Source organism: Poseidonocella sp. HB161398 (genome assembly GCF_005870025.1).
Taxonomy (GTDB): Bacteria; Pseudomonadota; Alphaproteobacteria; order Rhodobacterales; family Rhodobacteraceae; genus Mangrovicoccus.
Genome location: NZ_VATA01000094.1, coordinates 1 through 18,580, shown reverse-complemented (window position 1 = coordinate 18,580; position 18,580 = coordinate 1). Strand labels below are relative to the sequence as shown.

Below are 18,580 nucleotides of genomic sequence, written 5' to 3'. Positions count from 1 at the left end.
CCATTTACCAAGACACCGGAGGCAAAAACCGGCAGGAGGCGTCAATCTTCCGACGCGACCCGCTCGCCAATCACCCTGATCTCTCCGCCGTCCGGCCCGCCTCAGCGGCCCGTCCAGCGCCCCGGAGCGTCGCCGCCCCGTCGGTGAAGGGCCTTCTAGAGAAACCTCCCGACACCCGCAACTCGATTCTCGCGCAAAACCCGAAAAAATTTCCCTGACCAAACGGAAAGACCAGAAATCGGGCAGAATAGTCAGGTGAACACTACATGTAGAGACACCCCAACTCCGGCACCGACAGGACCAGATCCACCACCGCGCCGAGGCGCCGGATCCCAGCCCGTCACCACCCCTCCCCCGCACCCACCCCCAGCCTAGCCCAGGCTACGCCCCGAGAAACCGCGGACCATCCGCAGCTCGCCTGCGCCATCCGGAAGGCGAGCTTCGCCAAGCTCTCTGCGCCTTGGCCACCGCGCCGCAGAGTGTTGCGCGGAAGACCGGCGACCTTCCGGCCCCAGGCCCGGGCGGCTACTTCTTCTGGCCCAGCGTCCGCCCCAGCCCGCCGCCGACCAGCGCCGCCAGATCGGCCGCCACCGCCACCAGGTTCGCCCGCGCCGGCAGGGCGACATAGACCGGCTCCCAGCGCGGGTCGAACTTGTCCTTGAAGGCGCGCAGCCCCTCGAAATTATAGAACTGGCGACCGTGGCGGTAGACGAAGGCGCCCAGCCGCGCGGTCAGCGGCCCGCCGCGGCGCGCCTCCAGCCCCGAAAGCGGCGCATTGCCCAGGCTGAAGCTCTCGTAGCCCGCCGCCTTGAAATGCAGGAGCAGCTCGATGAACAGGAACTCCATCAGCCCGCCCGGCGCCTCGCCGCGCTGGCGCATTAGGTCGAGCGTCGCGCGGCGGCGGCAGCCGGTGACCCAGAGATTGGCGAAGGCGACGACCTCGCCCTCGTGCAGCACCAGCGCGACCGGCGTGCGCGCCAGATAGGCCGGGTCGAAGGCGCCGACCGAGAAGCCCTTCTCGCCCGAGGATTTCGCCTCGAGCCAGGCCTCGGAGATCGGCCGCAGCGACTCGAGAAACCCCTCGGCATGCGGCGGCTCGGCCAGGCGGAAGTCCAGCCCGTCGCGCCTGGCGCGGTTATGCGTGGTGCGCAGCCGCTTGCGCGCGCTGCCCTCCAGCGAGAACTCCGCCAGCGGCACCACCGCCTCCTCGCCGAACTTGTGCATCGCCAGGCCCATCTCCACCCAGAGCGGCATCGAGCCGGGGCCGACCTCGTAGAAGACCGGCCGCGCATTGGCGGCATTCGCGGCATCGGCGAAGGTCCAGGCCAGCTGCGCCGCCTCGGAGGGATCGCCCACCGGCTCGTGCAGCGCGACCCAGCTGCGGCCCTGGATGCCGTACATCAGGAAGCTGCGCCCGCTGTCGGAGAAAAGCAGCGGCTTGTCCCCGGTCAACGCAATATTGCCGCGCGGATCGGGCTGGCCGGCGATGATCGCGGCGGCGCGCTCCAGTTCCTCCGGCCCGGGCAGCTCGGCGGAGAGCGCGCCGGGGCGCAGCGCGTAGCGCAGCAGCAGCAGCGTCATCACCACCAGCGCGGCCAGCCCCGCGCGCAGCGCCCGCGGCGCGTTCTGGTCGGCGGCGAACTGCCACCACAGGCCGCTGTCATAGGGCACGGCCTTGTGGGCGAAGAACAGCACCCCGACCAGCCCCAGCGCCAGGCAGGCGATCATCAGGCACCAGCGCAGCCCCAGCACGTTCCGGGTCAGCCGCGTGGCGCGGTAGAATTCCCGCCGCGACGGCAGCAGCACCGCGAAGGCCAGGGCCAGCACCGCCGCGCGGGCATAGTCGAGCCCGTGGGCCAGCGCCGCCACCGCCCCCGCCGCCAGCGCCGCCATGGCCAGCCACCAGGCGCCCTCGACACGCCGCAAGAGCCCGTGGGCGAGGATCGCCAGCGCGGCGCCGATCGCCCCCGACATCATCGCCCCGCCCTCGACCAGCGGCAGCGGCAGCAGCCGCATCAGCTCGGCATCGAGACGGCTGGTCGGCGGCAGCAGGCTGTCGGCCATCAGCAGGATCCCCGCCAGCAGCACCATCGCCGACATCGCCGCCGGCGCCAGCGAGCTGACCGCGCGGCGCAGCGGGCCCAGCACGCCGGCCGCGCGGGCGCGGTCCATCCCCGCCTCGCCGAGGCCGAGCAGCACCAGCGCCAGGGCGAAGGGCACGAGATAGTAGACCAGCCGATAGAGCAGCAGCGCCGCCGCCGCCTGCTCCAGCGGCACGGCGGCGGGCATGCCGGCGAGGATCACCGCCTCGAAGACGCCGAGCCCGCCGGGCACATGGCTGACCACTCCGGCCAGCACCGCGGCGGCGAAGAGCGCCAGGAAGGCGGCGAAGCCCGGCCCGCCCGCGGGCAGCAGCAGGTAGAGCGCGGTGGCGGCGAAGAGCGTCTCGGCGAGGGTGCAGCCGATCTGCCGCGCCGCAAGGCCCGGCCCGGGCGCCGGCAGCTCCAGCCCGCGCAGCCGCAGGCTGCCGCCCCGCCCGGTCAGCACGGCCAGCGCCGCCAGGATCGCCGCGGCCAGGGCCAGGGCGCTCCAGCGGATCGCCGCAGGCGGCAGCGAGACGAGCCCGGCCAGCGCATGCGGATGCCAGGCCAGCGCCGCCGCCCCGGCCAGCGCCGTGCCGGTGCCGAAGGCCGCCGCGCCGAAGAGCGAGACCGCGGCGATATCGGCGACCGAGAGCCCCAGCGCCGAGTAGATGCGATAGCGCACCGCGCCGCCCGTGACCGGTCCCGCGCCGACCGTGTTGCCGATCGCGTAGCCGAGGAAGCCCCCGGCCGCGACCACCGGCAGGGGCAGTCGGCGGCCGATCCAGGACAGCGCGTTCCAGTCGCAGCCAATCAGCATCGCATGCCCCGCCGCAGTGCACAGCAGCGCCGCCGCCACCGCCGGGCCGGGCGTGCCGCGGATGGCCAGGACCAGCTCCTGCAGGCTGACTTCGCGCAGCAGATGGTAGAGCGACAGCGCGCCGAGCCCGAAGAGCAGCGCCGCCATCAGGTAGGGCAGCAGCGCCTTCGCCCGGTCGCGGAAGGTCTGGGGGATCATGCTCGGCTCCTCGGCCCGTTGCGGCGCGCCGGGCAGGCCCCGGCCGGGCCGAGCCTGCCTCCGGCGACGGAGGGGATCAAGCCCGCGCGGGCCTCCGGCGGGGCCGCCGCGACAGCCAGACGCCGGCCAGGATCAGCGCGACGCCCGCAAGCTGCAGCCCGGGCTGCGCGCCGCCGCCGCGCAGGAGGTCGAGCGCCACGCCCGAGAGCATCTGCCCCGCGACCAGCAGGCCGCCGGTCAGCGCCGCGCCGAGCCGCGGGATCAGCCAGCTGCCGGCGGCGACGAAGACGACCCCGAGGCTGCCGCCGAGCCAGGCCGGCAGCGGCGCGCCGGCGGCGCCCGCGGGCCAGAGCGCCCCTGCCGCCGCGGCGAGGAGCGCCAGCAGGGCGAAGCCGACCAGGTGGTTCCAGAAGGAGGAGGCCATCGCCGAGCTGCCGAGCGCCAGCCGCCCGTTGAGCTGCCGCGAGAGCGTCACCAGCAGCCCCGCGGCGAAGGCCACCAGGATCGCCGCCGCCATCAGCCCGCCCCCCGCGTCAGGATCACCAGCACGGTGCCCGCGAGGATCAGCCCCAGCGCGCCGAGCTCCCGCGGCTCCGGCCGCCGCCGGGCGAGCCCCAGCGCGCCGGTCATGTCGAAGGCCAGCGCCAGCACCACCTGGCCCGCGAGCCCCAGCGCCAGCGTGCCGGTCAGCGCCAGGCCGGAATTCGCGGTCCAGGAGGTCAGGATCACCGTCAGCGCGCCGGAGACCCCGCCGAGATAGGCCCAGAGCGGCACCCGCCCGGGCGCGGCCGGCGGCACGGCCCTGCGGCGGCGGCCGAGCAGCAGCAGCGCCGCGGCGACGACCGTGCCGGTGCCATGCGCGGCCAGCGAGGAGAAGAGCGGCCCGGCATGGGCGGCCATCGTGCTGTTGGCCAGGAGCATCAGCGTCAGCAGACCGCCGGCGCCGAGCGCGGCGAGGATCTCGGCCGCCCGGGGCACGGGCGGGGCAGTCGGAGCGGTCGGGGACATGGCGCCTCCTGGGGGGATCGGGCTGCCCCGCCTTAGCGCCCTTCGCGGCGCAGTCCAACCCTGTCCGGACGTCCGGCTGGCGGACAGCGGGAGGCGCCGGGTCTTGCGCCCGGCGCGGCGCAGCGCTTCTGTGGGGCCGAAGGAGGATCCCCGATGTCCCACGCCCCCCTGCCCCCGGTGGCCCCGCTCTCCGATGCCGACTGGCCCGCGGAGATCGCGCAGATGCGCGGCGGCTTCGCCGGGGCGCTCGATGTCTACCGCACCATGGCCCATCACCCGGCGCTGCTCGCCGCCTGGGCGCCGCTGCGCCAGCACGTGGTCAGGGACAGCGCGCTCGGGCCGGAGCACTCGGAGGTGGTGATCCTGCGCACGGGGCTGCGGCTCGGCTCGGACTACGAATGGGCGCATCACGTCTGCCGCGCGCGGGCGCTGGGGTTTTCCGACGCCCGGATCGCGGCGGTCCGCGGGATGCCGGAGGGCGAGGACGGGCTCCTTGTGCGCGCCACCGACGCGGTCTTCGACCATCGCCGCCTGCCGCCCGCGCTCGAGGCCGAGCTCGCCGCCGCGCTCGGCCGCCCGGCGGTCTTCGACCTGATCGCCACGGTCGGCTTCTACTCGGTGCTGGGCACGATCCTGCTGACCTACGAGGTCCCGGTCGACGCCACCATCGCCGCCGAGCTCGCCGAACGGCCGCTCTCGCCCTGACGCGGCCCCGACCTGCCGCCACTGGCCGCATCTCCCCGCCCGTCAGCAGGATGCCGGAAACGGATTCCAAGGCGGCGGCGCGGCGGCAATCGATCCGGGCCTGCTCAGGAATGCTCCCTGAATTGAGCAAGTCCGGCCGCCTTCAGGACCATTTTCTCGGCTTTGCGCCAAGCTCCGGGACCGAACAGACCTTGAGCGCACTGTCGGAGCGCAACCGGTTTCCGGCCCCCCGTTCCGACCGTCTTCACATCGCGCGCCGGGCCTTTGAACGGCGCCGCGGCCGCCACCTTGCCGACGGGCGCAGCGAAGCAGTGCGCCCACATTCGCACAACAGACTTGGCAAGGCTGCGCCCCCGTGCCCGGAGCCTGCCGCTGCCGCGCACCGGGCGTGTGGCACCGATGGGCGATGCCAGGTCCGGGCCGCAGGCGCTGGACCATGAGCGCCGGCTCCCCCGGCAGCGCCACGGGCCTCATCCGCGGCAAAGCCCGGCCCCGCAATGGCCACGGCCGCAGGCGCCCTCCGGCCGGGCGGCACGGAGGACCGGACCAGCCGGGACCCCGGAACGGGTCATGCGGCCGGCGGGACAGCGGCCCCCGTGCTGCGGCGCTCGCCCTGCCCGCCGGCCGGAAAGACATGGCTGGCCGGGAGCCCTGCCCGGCAAGCCCCATGGCCGCCTGCCCGTTGGCGACGGCCCGCCATGCATCGCCCTGCCGGGGCACCTTCAGGACGCGCCGCCGGGACCGGCGCCGGCCTCGCAGGCGTCCGGACAGGTCCTGAGCACCGCCCCTGCTTCCTTGGATCGGCAGCCTCGTCCGGAAGTGCCGCTGCTACGCAGGTCATCCTGCCATGCGGCCCCCGACGGAGGAGACATCGCCCCGCGGCACGCGCTCGCGGCCAGGTTCGGCGGGGTGCTGAAAAGGTCCGTTCGGCCACGAAGACTGAGGGCTGAACCAGGAAAATGGTCCGGAAAACGACCTGACTTCCTCATTCGAGGAGCGGTCTCGACCAAAGCCGGATCAATTCCCCCCACGGCGCCGCGCAGGCATCCTTTTTTCGGCACCCTGTTGGCCCCCCGCAAGCGACGGAGCAGTGGCGGGGCGAAGGCCGTCCTTCCGCGCGGGACCGGGTGCGAGTCCACCCCGACAACGCCTTGACCATGTCCGAGCGGACCAGACGCCCTGCGGCGCCTGCCCAGGTCTCCCCGGCCCGCAGGCGCATGGGCATGCAGCCGGAGCGAGGCGAGCCCGGTTCCGACCCGGCCGGACCCGGGGAAAGCACGGTCAACGGGCGGAGGCAGGCAGGGCGCGACGCTCTCCGCCCCCTCATCCGCGACCGGCCTTCGGCACGGAGGCGGCCCGGCTAGCTCGGCGGCAGCAGCTCTCCGCGAGGGCGGCGGAAGCTCGGGCGGCCGGCTTTCCAGCCCGCCAGCGCCGGGGACGCCTGGCGCAGCGCCGCCTCGGCCGAGGGCGCGTCGAAGAGCACCAGATCGGCCGGGGCGCCCACCGCGATCTCGGCCCGCGCGCCCATCGCCGCCGCCGCGTCCTGCGCGATCATCCGGTAGACCCGCGCCATCTCGGCCGCGCTCGCCGCCTGGGCGACATTGGCATAGAGATTGGCCATCCGCATCAGCGAGGCATCGCCATAGGGCGTGAACGGGTTCAGCACGTTATTCGTCGCCAGCGACGCCGCGACGCCCTCCAGCCGGTGTGCCGGCACCACGCCGCGCGGCACCAGCCGGTCAGCCCCCCGCCCCATCAGGAAGAGGTCGGTCGCGGGCAGCACGGTCAGCGCCACCCCCGCTTCGCGCAGCGCCTCCGCCGCCTGCGCGAGCTCCGCGGGCGGCAGCGCCGAGAGCCGCGTCGCATGGCCGATCGAGACCTGCCCCTGCATCCCCCGCGCCGTGGTCTGGCGCAGCACCTCGGGCAGGCTGGTCACGCCGGGATCGAGGTCGAAATCCAGGTGGAAATCCGCGCGCATCCCGTGGCGCTCGGCCAGATCGAAGATCAGCGCCACATGCCGCGCCGGGTCGGGATCGGTATAGGGACAGCCGCCCACCATGTCGGCGCCCTGGCGGCAGGCCTCCTCCAGCAGGTCAAAGGTCGCCATCTCCTGGGTCAGCCCCTCCTGGGCGAAGGCGCAGATCTGCAGGTCGATCGCCCAGGCGAACTCCGCCTTCAGCCGCAGGAGCGCGGCGAAGCTGCGCAACCCGGCGCGGGGATCGACCTCGACGAAGCTGCGCATCCGCTGGGTGCCGTGCAGCACCGCCTGCTCCAGGACGCGGCGGCCGCGGGCATGGACGTCCTCTTCGGTGAAGCCGGGCTTGGCGGCCGCGGTCAGCCGCACCGCCTCGGCCAGCGTCCCCTCGCAGAGCGTGCAGCGGTCGAGGATGCAGGCCTTGTCGAGATGGACATGCGCGTCGCAGAGCCCGGGCGAAAGGAAAAGGCCGTGGGCCTGGCTCTCCGGCGCCGCGGCCGCCAGATGCGGCTCGATCGCGGCGATGCGCCCGTCCTTCAGGCCGAGATCGCGCAGCCCCTCCGCGCCGTCGAGCTGCGCGCCGCGCAGGATCAGGTCGAACATGTCCGAAGCTCCTTCCGGAAGGTCATTGCGGGCCCAGCAGCCGCGCGACGGCCGCGCCGATATCCGCGGCCAGGACATCGTCGGGCAGGCCCGCCGCCGCCGCATCGCCCGCGCGGTACTTGCCGGTCTCGACCAGCAGCGCCCGGCCGATCCCGGCCGCGCGCGCGCCGGCCACATCCGCCTCGGCATCGTCGCCGATCATCGCAGCCTCGCCCGGCGCGACGCCCATGTCGCGGCAGGCGGCGCGGAAATACTCCGGCGCCGGCTTGCCGAAGAGGCGCGGCTCCCGCCCGCTGCCATGGGCAAGTGCGGCGACGAAGGCCCCGGCATCGAGCACCGCGCGGCCCTGTGCATCGGCGAAGCGGCGGTTCATCGCCAGCGCCAGAAAGGGCGCGCCCTCCAGCAGCAGGCGCAGCGCGGCGTTCAGCCGGTCATAGGTGAAGTCCGTCCCGGCATCGCCGACGACCAGCGCGGGCGGGCCGGCAGGGTCGAGCCCGGCGAAATCCTCTTCCAGCTCCGGCACGGCCAGGAGCTCCGGACGGCAGCCCTCGCGCGCCAGCCAGGCGCGGGCCGCGGCAGCGGGGGTGAAGAGCTCGTCCGGCGCCGCGCCGATCCCCGCCGCCTGCAGCTCGGCCAGCAGCACCCGGCGCGGACGGCTCGTCGTGTTGGTCACGAAGCGCAGCGCGGTCCCGGCCTCGCGCAGCCGCGCCACCGCCTCCGCCGCCCCGGGCAGGGCCGCGCGCCCCGAGAGGAGCACGCCCGCGATGTCCAGAAGGACGCCGCGCGCAGGGATCGCATCGCCGCTCATGCCCCGGAAGCTAGCGCGCCGCCCCGCCCGCTGCCACCGTCACGCTGCCGCGCCCATGCCCCCGAGCTCACCCCTCCGGCCGCCGCAGATGCGCCAGCAGCAGCCGCAGCGCCGGGCCCGGCTCGGCCTCGCGCGGCCAGACCAGCCAGTAGCGCGAGGCCGGATCGCTCCAGCCCGCCCCCGCCGCGGCCAGCCGCCCCGCCGCGATCTCCTTGTCCGCCAGGAAATCCGGCAGCAGCGCCAGCCCCAGTCCCGCCGCAGCCGCCGCCGCCAGCGCGCCGAACCGGTCGAAGAGCGGCCCGCGCAGCCGCCCCGGCGCCACGCCCTGCTGCTGGAACCAGCTTTCCCAGGCGCCCGGACGGCCCTCCAGATGCAGAAGCGGCAGCGCCAGCAGCGCGGCGGGCGCGGGCACCCCCGCAGGCAGCAGCTCCGGCGCGCCCACCGGCACCAGGCGGTCCTCCGCCAGCGCCAGCTCGCGCAGCCCCGGCCAGCCGCCCGCGCCGCGCTGCACCGCCGCGTCGAGCCGCTCGCCCGCCACGTCGACCGGCCCGCTGCGGGTGCGCTGGTGCACCGCCAGCCCGGGATGGCGGCGCATGAAGGCGAAGAGCCGCGGCGCCATCCAGTGCTCGCCGAATGCGGGCGGCAGCGCCAGGCTCAGGCTGTCGGCCGCCCCCGCCGCCCGCAGCCGCAGGCTGGCTTCGGCGAGCGTGCCGAGGCAGCCCCGCACCGCCCGCGCATAGCCCGCCCCCGCCGCGGTCAGCTTCAGCCCCTTGCCGTCGCGCACCAGCAGAGGCACGCCCATCTGCTCCTCCAGCGCCTTGAGCTGGCGGCTCACCGCGGAATGGGTCAGCGACAGATCCGCCGCCGCCGCCACGGCCGAGCCCAGCCGGTCCACCGCCTCCAGCGCCAACAGGCAGCTGATCGAGGGCAGGAAGCGCCGGGGAATGCTCATGTTCCGTTTTCTCCAAGCATGGTGAAATCATCTCGCTTTGCGCCTGCGCGGCGCCCCGCCAAGATGGCACAAGCCTGCAACGACAAGAAGACCAGATGCCATGTCCCGGATCCGCCGCCCCCTGACCGCCTGCTTGGAGCTTTCCTCAACCCTCGCCGGGGACCGGCCATGACCGGGGCGCGCGAGCCGCAGGCGGCGCTCTGGCACGACTCCTGCCGCGAGACGGCCTCCGGCGCGCCGCTCGATGCCCCCACCACGGCGGATCTGGCGATCGTCGGCGCGGGCTTCACCGGCTGCGCGGCGGCGCTGGAGGCGGCCGGGCGCGGGCTGAACGTCATCCTGCTCGAGGCCGGGCGGATTTCCGATGGCGGCTCGGGGCGCAATGTCGGGCTGGTCAATGCCGGGCTCTGGCTGCCGCCCGACACGGTGCTGGCGCAGATGGGCGAGGCCGCGGGCCGCCGCCTGATCACCGCGCTCGCCGCCGGGCCGCAGGAGGTGTTCGCGCTGATCGAACGCCATGGCATCGATTGCGAGCCCCGCCGCGCCGGCACGCTGCATCTGGCGCATTCCCCGGCCGGGCTGCGCGATCTCGGCGACCGGCTGGCGCAGGGGCTGCGCCATGGCGCGCCGCTGGCGCTGCTCGACCGGGCGGAGACCGGGGCGCGCACCGGCAGCCGCGCCTTCCACGGCGCCCTGCTGGACCCCCGCGCCGGGACGGTGCAGCCCCGCGCCTATTGCACCGGACTCGCCCGCGCCGCGATCGCGGCCGGCGCCCGGCTGCACGAGGCGTCGCCGGTGACCTCGGTCGCGGCGCTGCCCGGCGGCGGCTGGCGCCTTGCCGCCAATGGCCACGAGATCCGCGCCGGCGCGCTCCTGATCGCGACCAATGCCTATCACCGCCCGGCCGCCGGGATGGCCGCGCCGCAGCATGCGGTCGTCGCCTACAGCCAGTACGCCACCGCTCCCCTGCCCGCGGCGCTGCGCGCGCAGATCCTGCCCGGCGGCGAGGGCTGCTGGGACACGGCGATGGTGATGTCCTCGATCCGCACCGACAGCGCCGGGCGGCTGATCCTCGGCGGCATGGGCGACGCCGGCGGGCCGGGCCGGGCGGTGCATGACGGCTGGGCCCGGCGCAAGCTGCGCCGCCTCTACCCGGCGCTCGGCGCGCTGCCCTTCGTCCATCGCTGGCAGGGCCGCATCGCGATGACCGCCGACCATGTGCCGAAAGTGCTGGAACTGGGGCCGGGCGGCTATGCGGTCTTCGGCTATTCCGGCCGCGGCATCGCCCCGGGCACGGTCTTCGGCCGCGCCGCGGCGGCCGCCCTGGCCGGAGACGGACCCGGGGCCTTCCCCCTGCCCGTCTGCCGCGCCCATGCGGAGCCCTTCCGCAAGCCGCTCTCGGCCTGGTACGAGGCGGGCGCCACGCTGGTCCACGCCGTCGACCCGCCGCCCTTCGCGCGCTAGCGGCGCTTGACGTCGGGAAAGGACGAGGCAAGCGCCGCGCCCTGCCCGCGGCCATCATGTCCGGTAATATGCCCGCGGGCTAGCGATTCAGCGCCTTGTCGAAGAACCGCACCAGCTCGGCATTCAGCTCCTTGTGGAACGCCTTGCGGTCGAAGCCCTCGGGGTCGACGCAGTACATCGCCCAGTCGGCCGGCCTTGCGGTCTCCATCCGCTGGTCGCAGGGCGCAAGAAAGGCGAAATGCCCGGCGCGCTCGACGACATGGACCTCGGGCGCCATCGGCAGCCCCGCCGCGACCAGCGCGCCATTGGTGTTGTGCGGCGCCCGCAGGTCGAGCGCGCCGGACCAGATCTGCACCGGGATGTCGATCCCCGCGAGGTCGAGCGCGCCGAAGGCGAAGCCCAGCGACGGCGCCGCCGCGGCGATCGCGCCGATGCGGCTGTCCCCGGCCACCTGCTCCAGCGCCGGGGCCACCTGCCCGGCCTCGACCCCGTCGAGGAATCCGTTGCGGCAGGCGTATTCCTTTGGATTGCCCGCGCAGAAGGATTTCGCCAGGCCGATATCGGGCAGCGCCCCGGCCGCGACCAGCGCGGTATAGCCGCCCGCCGAGAAGCCGTAGACGCCGATCCGGCTGCCATCGACCTCGGCTGCGTCCTTCCAGCCGCCGGTCATGAAATCGATCACTTCGCGCAGGTCGGTCGGGCGCGAGACCATCCACTCGGCCGGGCGCGCGCTCTCGTCGAAGCGGCTGTCGCCGCGATGCTCGGGCACGACGGCGATGATCCCGTCCTCGGCCAGCGCCATCGCGGTATCGGCATGCGCCGCCATCTGGCCGCCCTCGCCATGGCTGATGACCACCAGCGGGTGCTTGCCGTCGGCGATCTCGGTGCCGAGGCTGAGATGCGTGCCGAAAAGCGTCGCGCTCTCGGGCGGAGGGGCGTCCGACGGGTACCAGATGCCGACCCGCATGGCCGGCGCGTCCGAACCCTCGGGGGGCGGCAGCTCCGCCATTTCGAATCCGACCGCCGCTGCCGCGCCGGGCAGCAGAAGAAGCAGGACGGAAATCGCGGCGAAGAGAGATCTGGACGGCATGGGACTCGGAAAATTTATGCCTGCGCTGGCTAGCAGGTTCTTGCTTATTGGTAAACGACGCGGGCGCCGCAGGGGGACCGGGCTACCGGTTTCGCGGCGAAACCGCAAGCCGGTCACGCCGGTCCGAGGAGCCGGGCCAGCTCGTCCATCGCCCGTTCCAGCAGCTCGGCATCGACATGGCGGCCCTCGAAGCGGATGTAGTAGCCCTTGGCGTCCGAATGGCGGCGCAGCGTGACGCCGTTCTCCAGGTGGCGGATGCCGAAGCTGTCCTCCTTCGGGCGTGCGGGGCGCGCCGCCTTGGGCCGGCCGCCGCGGCGCGGATCCTTGGTCTGGGCCTCGGCCTCCAGGCACCAGGGCTCCAGCGCGGCCCATTCCCCGGCCGCATCCGCGGCCCCGCCCTGCCCGGCCGCCTGGCGCAGCTGCGGCCCCAGCCCGGCACGCAGCGCATTCGCCAGCCGCAGCCCGGCCCGCTCGGTCAGCGCCTCGGGATAGACCAGCAGGTCGCCCAGTTCCTCATGGACCAGCGCGAAAGAGCGGATCTTCGAGCGCTTGGCCTTGGAGGCGGCGTGGAAGAGCCCGTCGACGGCCTCCTCGACCCGTTCGAAGGCGCCATGGCTGACCGCCAGGACGGCGACCCGGCCGCGCTCGTAGGGGCTCAGATCGGCGCGGATCTCGTTCTCCTCGACCATCGCCAGATAGGCCCGGGCGGCGGTGCCGGGCTCGCGGACGATCGCCTTAATCGCGGCATGGGCCGGATCGCCGGTCTCGGCCTCCAGCGCCCGGATCGCGGCCAGGCGGCGGAAGCCCGAGAGCAGGCCGAAGCGGGCGCCGGACGGGTCGGGTTCGGAGAGCTCGAACACCTCGACCGGCAGGCGCAGGCCGCTGGCGCGGATCGAGGCCTTGAGCTCGGCCATCTCCTCGGGGTCGAGCTGCATCCGGTCGCGGGTCAGCTCGTCGGCGATGATCTCGCGGGTCGGGATCGAGACCAGCACCCGGCCCTGGGCGGCGGCCTCGCGGTAGCTGTCGGCATCCTTGCGGTCGCGGGCGCGCTCGGCGCGCTCCTCGGCGGGCTGGGTCTCGGTCAGGGCGGCGGCATCCGCCGCGACCTGGGCGATCGGGGGCATCATGCCCGGGCCCCGCGCCGCGGCCGGGGCCGCCGGTTTCGCCGCGAAACCCGCCTCGAGCTCGGAAAGCTCGGCGGCGGAGGGGGCGGTGAGTCTCGTCCGTTTTGCCATCTGCTAAATCTCCGTCACTCGGCCGCGCGGGCCAGTTGCGCATCCCGCCACCAGGAGCCGATCAGGATCTCCTTGAGCTCGGCATAGGTCCGGTCGAAGGCCTCGCGGCCGCGGACATAGGTCTCGCGGTTGAACTGGCGGTAATCGGCCTCGTAGATGCCGTTCACCTGCTCGCCCGCCTGGCCCACGAGCGCGGTGAAATCCTGCCGGTGGGCATTCATGAAATCGCCGAAATAGGCCTGGATGACATTGGCCAGATCGGCCTGCTGGCCGGTGTCGAAGCGGGTGATCAGCGTCCGCACCACGTCCCATTCGAACTTCACCTCGTCGAGCCCGGCCGCGCGGCGCGCCGAGTTCTCGCCATCCTCGATCGAGGCGAAGGTGGAGTAGAGCATGTCGAAGAACCGGCCCGTGGAGTCGAATTCGAGGAAGCTCGCCCCCAGCGGCACCAGCAGGATGTCGGCCGCCGCCAGCGCGTTGATCGTCAGGTAGCCGAGGGCAGGGGGGGTATCGAGCATGATGATGTCGTAGCGGTCGAGGATGCCGTCCTCGGCCAGGAAATTCCCCAGCGCGTCCCAGAGCGGCCATTGCCGCAGCGCCATCCGCCAGACGGGGATCTGGAATTCGGCCCAGTAGAGGTTCAGCTGCGCGCCGATCAGGTCGATATTCGGCCAGTGCGTCGGCTGGATGACGTCCTCGGCCTTCGTCTCCATCGCCGCCGAGAGCGTCTCGTCGAGGGGCAGGGGGGGCTCGCCGCGGGCCTCGCGCACGGCGTTCTCCTGCGCCACCGAGCGGGCATAGTCGCGGGCGACGAGCGGGAAGACCGTCTTCCATTCGTCGGGCACCTGGCCGCCCATGATCGAGGTCATCGAGCCCTGGCTGTCGAGGTCGATCACCAGCACCTTGTAGCCGTCGAGTGCGGCCGACATCGCCAGATGCGCCGCGGTCGACGTCTTGCCGACGCCGCCCTTGAAGTTGGCGACGGCCACGACCTTGGCGGGCAGCCCCTCGGGGCGGAAGGGCAGGTAGTCCTTGGTCCCGGCCTCGGCCAGATGGGCGCGCAGCTGCAGCACCTCCTCCAGCGTGAACCACTTGGAGCCGCCGATGCCCTCGCCCTGGGGCAGGTCGGGATTGTTCTTCAGCACGCGGCGCAGATGCGCCGGGGCGACCGGGATCAGGTAGCGGGTGATCTCCCAGGTGGAAAATTTCCGCAGCCGCTTCTTGCCGTCTGGCGCATAGCCGCGCCGGGCCAGGTCGTCCCGGCCGCGGGCCGCGAAGGCGGCAGCCTTGGCAAAGCGCGAGGTGTCGGTAGGGTGGGGGAGCTTCGCCGCCGCGGCCTCCGGGTCGAGTCCCAGATAGGGCGGGGGCGGAAGATCGGGCTTTCTGGCCATCTGTCTCGTCTGCCTCGGGATGTGCGCCGTTTCGCGCGATTTGCGGCTAATATCGCACATGCCGCCCTTCATGGAAATCCTTGGTGTCGCGGACTCCCGTATCCGGGCACCTGAGGCTTCGGGCACCTCCCGCCGCGGGGAAACCGGGTGCCTCGGGGGGCTCTTCCGGGCGGCTTCTCGGCAAACTGCGGAACGGATTCGCGAAAATCCGGATCCGGTTTGCGCACAGGCGGGTGCGAAACCGGATCTGGACAAGGTTTCGCGGCGAAATCCCCCGGCTGGAACCCGGGAACGGGACCGTAAAGCTGTAGATTCTTTGATTAGGTTTGGAGTCTTTGGCTCTGGAAATCGACGTGATTCCAGGGACTAAGACAGGTCCGGGTGCCCGGATACGGGAGGAGGGGGACCGTCATGCGGGATAAAGGGTGCCCGTCTGCGGGACGAGGAGTGCCGATTCCCGGGCAGAGGGGCATCCGGCTGCGGGAAGGCCCGAAAACAGCTATCCACAGGGCTCTGGGGACTGTTTTCGGGCCAAAGGTGCCCGGATACGGTGGGCTCCGGAGGGGGTAGGGGACCCGGATACGGGAGGGCGGATCCGCCAAAGGTGCCCGGATCCGGGACGGCAGGGCAGGGGGCTCTGCCGCTCCTGCGGACGGGTACCTGAGGAAGGGCTTGGTCCGGGTGCCTGGCTGCGATACCTTGGCGCGACAGGCAGTGAGACTCGCGAGTTGCAGATGGCACAGGCAGACCCGACCCCCGACCGGACCAGGCTGACCGGATCGCTCCGGCGGGATTCGGTGAAGAAGAACGTGGCGGCGATCCATGTCTCGGGCAAGCTGACGCTGCTGCAGCGCAAGCTGTCGAACGTGCTGCTGCTCAATGCCTATGACACGCTGACCACGGCGCAGACCCACCGGATCGATGCCAAGACGCTGTGCCTGATGATCGGCTACAACTCCAATGACATGGACACGCTGAAATCCTCGCTGCGCGGGCTCGCCGAGACGGTGGCGGAATGGGACATGCTGGCCGAGGACGGCGAGCATGAATGGGGGGTCTCGGCGCTCCTGTCCTATGCCAAGCTGAAGGGCGGGGTCTGCGAATACGCCTATTCCCCGGCGCTGGCGGCGAAGCTGCACGATCCGAAGGTCTTCGCGCTGATCAACCTGAACATCCAGAAGCGCTTCACCTCGGGCCATGCGCTGGCGCTCTACGAGAACTGCTACCGCTTCGTGCGGACGGGCTCCACCGGCTGGTGGCCGCTCGATCTCTTCCGCCGCCTGATGGGGGTCGACGGCAGCGCCTATTACGAGGTCTACAAGCAGCTCAACGCCAAGATCATCAAGCCGGCCGTGGCCGAGGTGAACAAGACCTCGAACATCCTGGTGACGCCCGAGGTCCGCAAGCAGGGCCGCGCGGTGACGGATATCCGGTTCCTGATCAAGGAGAACCCGCAGCTTGCCATGCTGGATATCGACGACGGCGAGGGGCTGCGCCAGGGCGGGACCTACCAGCGGCTGCGGGATCTGGGCGTGCAGGACCGGCTGGCGCGGCAGTGGATCGCCGAGCATGGCGAAGACTATGTCGCCGAGCGGCTGGATTTCGTCGCCGGGCAGGACGGGGTGAAGAGCCCGCTGCGCTATCTCTCGGCGGCGATCCGCGAGGGCTATGGCGGGCGGGCGGCCCCGGCGCCTGCCGCGGAGGCGGAGGATGCCCGCGCGGCGGCGGCCCGCCAGCTCGAGGCGGAGGCCCGGGCCGAGGCGGAAGCGGCGCGAGAGGGCGTCCTGGAGGCGGAGCGGCGGGCGCGTGCGGCGCGGATGGAGCGGATCCGCCAGGCGGTGGCGTCGCGGACGCCGACCCAGCGCGATGCCGACCGGCGGCTCTTCCTGTCGCGGCTCTCCGATCCGCTGGAGCGCGGCGATTTCGAGCGGCTGGGCTGGGCCTCGGCGCTGAACGCGCGGACGATGTCGGCCTTCTGGGAAGAGCTGGTGCCGGGCCTCTTCGACGACCTCTGAGCTTTCGCTGCGAAACCCCAAAGGCCGGATTGCCGGCCCCGCGCATCTCAAATCACCACCGCCGCTGTCAGGACCACCCAGTCGACCGTGACAGCCAGGGCGACAGCGCCATCCTCTTAGGTCAGCTCGAACTGCGGAACGGGCTCGTCCCCGGAGCCGGCCGCGGCATCCTCCGCGCCGGTCCAGCAGGACAGGAAGTCATCCATGCCATGTCTCCTCGATGTTGCGGGCATCCTGAGAGCCTGCGGCAGGGCCATCCTCCCCGCATCCCGCGGACGGGTGATGCGCGGGAACCCGGGGCTTTGTCCGTCGGCCGACTCGGGGTATCTTTGCACCGCTGCTCCTGCGCCTCCGGCGCGGACTGCGTGCAACCGGCACCGGGGGAAGGCAGACAGACATGGACAATCCGCATGATTTGTCCCCGTTTCCGGGGCTCGACGAGGTCATAGGCGATATCTACGAAACCGTGTTCGAGGAAGATGGCCTGCCGCGCTTGCTGGAGCGGCTCTGCGCCGCCACCCGGAGCCCGAGCGCAATCCTCTGCCGCCGCGGGGCCGACGGGCGGGGAACTGAGCATTTCTGGGGCATCGATCCCGCCTATGATGCGCCGATGGCGGCGTACATGCACCAGAACCTGCTCGCGCACCGGATGCACTTGGTGCAGGTTGACGATCCGACCTGCGACACGGATCTGGTCCGCCGAGAGGAATGGCGCGGGCTCGCGCTTTACGAGGAGGTCTGGAAGCCCGCAGGGCTGCACCAGTGCCTTGGCATCCTCTTCGACCGGGACAGGGGCGGGGTGGCCTCGCTTGCCTTCTTCCGCCCCGGCGAGGATGGCAGCCACGGCGCCCAGTCGCGCCGGATCGCGGCCGTCCTGTCGCCGCACCTGCGCCGCGCCATGAAGCTGCAGGGCCGCCTGGCCGGATCGCGGCTGCGATCCGGCCTGTGCGAGGATGCGCTAGACAGGTTGGCTCTGCCGCTGCTTGTCGTCGACCTGTCCCGTGCTGGCCGGATCGTCCATGCCAACCGAGCCGCCGAGACGGAGCTGCGCGTCAGCGCGCATCTGACGGTGTCCTGGGGTCGTCTCGCAGCGCAATCCGCTCCAGACCGGGACCGGATGACGGCACTTTATGGCGCGCTCCGGCACGGCATCGGCGGCAGCACGGCGCTTGGCGTCGACGGAGCAGAGCCCACCTGGATGATTGCATCGCCGCTCCCTGAAAACCGGGCCTGCACCGTCGGACTGCCGCAGAGGGGACAGCTGGCCCTGATCGCGCTCCGGAACGGGACCGGCCCCTCTGCAGCGGATCGCGCACTTCTCCAGTCGCTGTTCGATCTCAGCCCCGCCGAAGCGGAGCTGGCGCTGGCCCTCGGCGGCGGTCAGACGCTTGCGCAAGCCTCGTCATCGCGCCGGGTGAGCCTGAACACCTCCCGCACGCAGCTGAAGGCGGTGTTTGCCAAGACAGGCGTGGCGCGTCAGGCGGATCTTGCGGGGCTGCTTGCCCGTCTCGACGTGCTGCGCCGTTAACGCCACACAGATCAGGCGGGAATTTCCCGTCCGAACCCGACGCCCGTCAGCAGATAGGATCCGGCGTCGAGATTCCTGATACGTCATGTGTGGATGCCCCCGTCGGTGCAAGAGATTTCTGAACGGTTCAAGCATGTGATCGGATACGTCATGTGTCAGGCCTCCAGATGCAGCACTGATCAAATCATGGCCGCGGGCCGGTATGGCGATGCGTGCATCGGAGACAGATCAAATTCGCGAGCTCGCTGGCTCCTTGTGTGACCCTGTTTCGTCCGATTCCGATCTTGCCGATCGTTTGCCCCTACTGTTCGTCGACCTCCTCACACCGCCGACGTACCGGAACGCAACTTCCCGATCTGAATGGTCAGGCCGCTATCGCCGCCGGATTCCCGTAGTCCTGTTGTTTCGTCATCATCGCCCAGAGGCCGCGCGCCATCTTTTTGGCGAACGCGACCGCGACGAGCATCCGCGTTTCTTCCTCAGCATGCGCTCCAGCCACGACCCCTCGGGCGCACCGCGTTTCATCGCCCCCCTGGACCACCGCCATCGCACCAGTGATGAGCAACCGTCGGATGTCGCGCCGTCCCATCTTCGATGTTTTCCCAAGCCGCCCGCCCCCTCGTGCAGGGTTGTTGTCACCGACCTCCGATCTGAAACTATGCAGCGAGGCGGGCATGACAGGATGGCAAGTGGCCTATTCACCGGAA

Annotated in this window: 14 protein-coding genes; 5 read left to right on the top strand and 9 right to left on the bottom strand. The window is 72.1% G+C overall.

Translation table 11 applies throughout. From position 1 onward, the window contains the following. Positions 1–218 (top strand): hypothetical protein (locus tag FGX59_RS38325; RefSeq protein WP_206078505.1); only part of this gene is annotated, 218 nt, incomplete at its 5' end. A 307-nt stretch (positions 219–525) separates the two neighbouring features. Here the strand turns inward: FGX59_RS38325 and mprF are convergent. The 3 genes from mprF to FGX59_RS33370 form a co-directional block, all read right to left on the bottom strand. Beyond that, positions 526–3,099: a bifunctional lysylphosphatidylglycerol flippase/synthetase MprF gene (gene mprF / locus FGX59_RS33380; protein ID WP_138472588.1), complete on the bottom strand. Its 2,574-nt coding sequence runs from the start codon at positions 3,097–3,099 to the stop codon at positions 526–528. 76 nt (positions 3,100–3,175) lie between these two features. After that, positions 3,176–3,616: a DMT family transporter gene (locus tag FGX59_RS33375; protein ID WP_138472586.1), complete on the bottom strand. Its 441-nt coding sequence runs from the start codon at positions 3,614–3,616 to the stop codon at positions 3,176–3,178. Continuing rightward, on the bottom strand, positions 3,616–4,107 hold the full coding sequence (locus tag FGX59_RS33370; RefSeq protein WP_138472584.1) for a DMT family transporter: 492 nt from the start codon (positions 4,105–4,107) through the stop codon (positions 3,616–3,618). The genes FGX59_RS33375 and FGX59_RS33370 overlap by 1 nt, the downstream gene beginning before the upstream one ends. Positions 4,108–4,260: 153 nt before the next feature. Between FGX59_RS33370 and FGX59_RS33365 the strand changes: the two genes are divergently transcribed. Next, the gene (locus FGX59_RS33365; RefSeq protein WP_138472582.1) at positions 4,261–4,812 is read left to right on the top strand and encodes a carboxymuconolactone decarboxylase family protein; all 552 of its coding nucleotides are present in this window, start codon (positions 4,261–4,263) and stop codon (positions 4,810–4,812) included. Between the two features lie 1,360 nt (positions 4,813–6,172). Here the strand turns inward: FGX59_RS33365 and FGX59_RS33360 are convergent. The 3 genes from FGX59_RS33360 to FGX59_RS33350 form a co-directional block, all read right to left on the bottom strand. Next, complete coding sequence (locus tag FGX59_RS33360; protein ID WP_138472580.1) at positions 6,173–7,390, bottom strand: amidohydrolase family protein; 1,218 nt, start codon at positions 7,388–7,390, stop codon at positions 6,173–6,175. A gap of 22 nt (positions 7,391–7,412) precedes the next feature. Then, complete coding sequence (locus tag FGX59_RS33355) at positions 7,413–8,198, bottom strand: TIGR01458 family HAD-type hydrolase (RefSeq protein ID WP_138472578.1); 786 nt, start codon at positions 8,196–8,198, stop codon at positions 7,413–7,415. A gap of 67 nt (positions 8,199–8,265) precedes the next feature. Then, positions 8,266–9,150: a LysR substrate-binding domain-containing protein gene (locus tag FGX59_RS33350; RefSeq protein ID WP_138472576.1), complete on the bottom strand. Its 885-nt coding sequence runs from the start codon at positions 9,148–9,150 to the stop codon at positions 8,266–8,268. Between the two features lie 168 nt (positions 9,151–9,318). On the opposite strand from FGX59_RS33350, the gene FGX59_RS33345 reads away from it, so the two are divergent. Then, positions 9,319–10,614 carry an FAD-binding oxidoreductase gene (locus FGX59_RS33345; RefSeq protein WP_138472574.1) on the top strand — a complete coding sequence of 432 codons (1,296 nt, stop codon included), beginning with the start codon at positions 9,319–9,321 and terminating at the stop codon, positions 10,612–10,614. Between the two features lie 79 nt (positions 10,615–10,693). On the opposite strand, the gene FGX59_RS33340 is transcribed toward FGX59_RS33345, so the two are convergent. From FGX59_RS33340 to FGX59_RS33330, 3 genes are all read right to left on the bottom strand, one after another. Further along, entirely contained in the window at positions 10,694–11,704 is a 1,011-nt protein-coding gene (locus FGX59_RS33340; protein ID WP_138472572.1) for a prolyl oligopeptidase family serine peptidase, read from the bottom strand. A 113-nt stretch (positions 11,705–11,817) separates the two neighbouring features. Further along, the gene (locus tag FGX59_RS33335; RefSeq protein WP_138472570.1) at positions 11,818–12,939 is read right to left on the bottom strand and encodes a ParB N-terminal domain-containing protein; all 1,122 of its coding nucleotides are present in this window, start codon (positions 12,937–12,939) and stop codon (positions 11,818–11,820) included. Positions 12,940–12,953: 14 nt separating this feature from the next. Further along, complete coding sequence (locus FGX59_RS33330; protein ID WP_138472568.1) at positions 12,954–14,330, bottom strand: AAA family ATPase; 1,377 nt, start codon at positions 14,328–14,330, stop codon at positions 12,954–12,956. A 734-nt stretch (positions 14,331–15,064) separates the two neighbouring features. Between FGX59_RS33330 and FGX59_RS33325 the strand changes: the two genes are divergently transcribed. Together FGX59_RS33325 and FGX59_RS33320 are read left to right on the top strand one after the other, a co-directional pair. Continuing rightward, complete coding sequence (locus tag FGX59_RS33325; protein ID WP_138472566.1) at positions 15,065–16,345, top strand: replication initiation protein; 1,281 nt, start codon at positions 15,065–15,067, stop codon at positions 16,343–16,345. Positions 16,346–16,742: 397 nt separating this feature from the next. Continuing rightward, positions 16,743–17,873 carry a helix-turn-helix transcriptional regulator gene (locus FGX59_RS33320; protein WP_138472564.1) on the top strand — a complete coding sequence of 377 codons (1,131 nt, stop codon included), beginning with the start codon at positions 16,743–16,745 and terminating at the stop codon, positions 17,871–17,873. Positions 17,874–18,580: the final 707 nt, after the last annotated feature.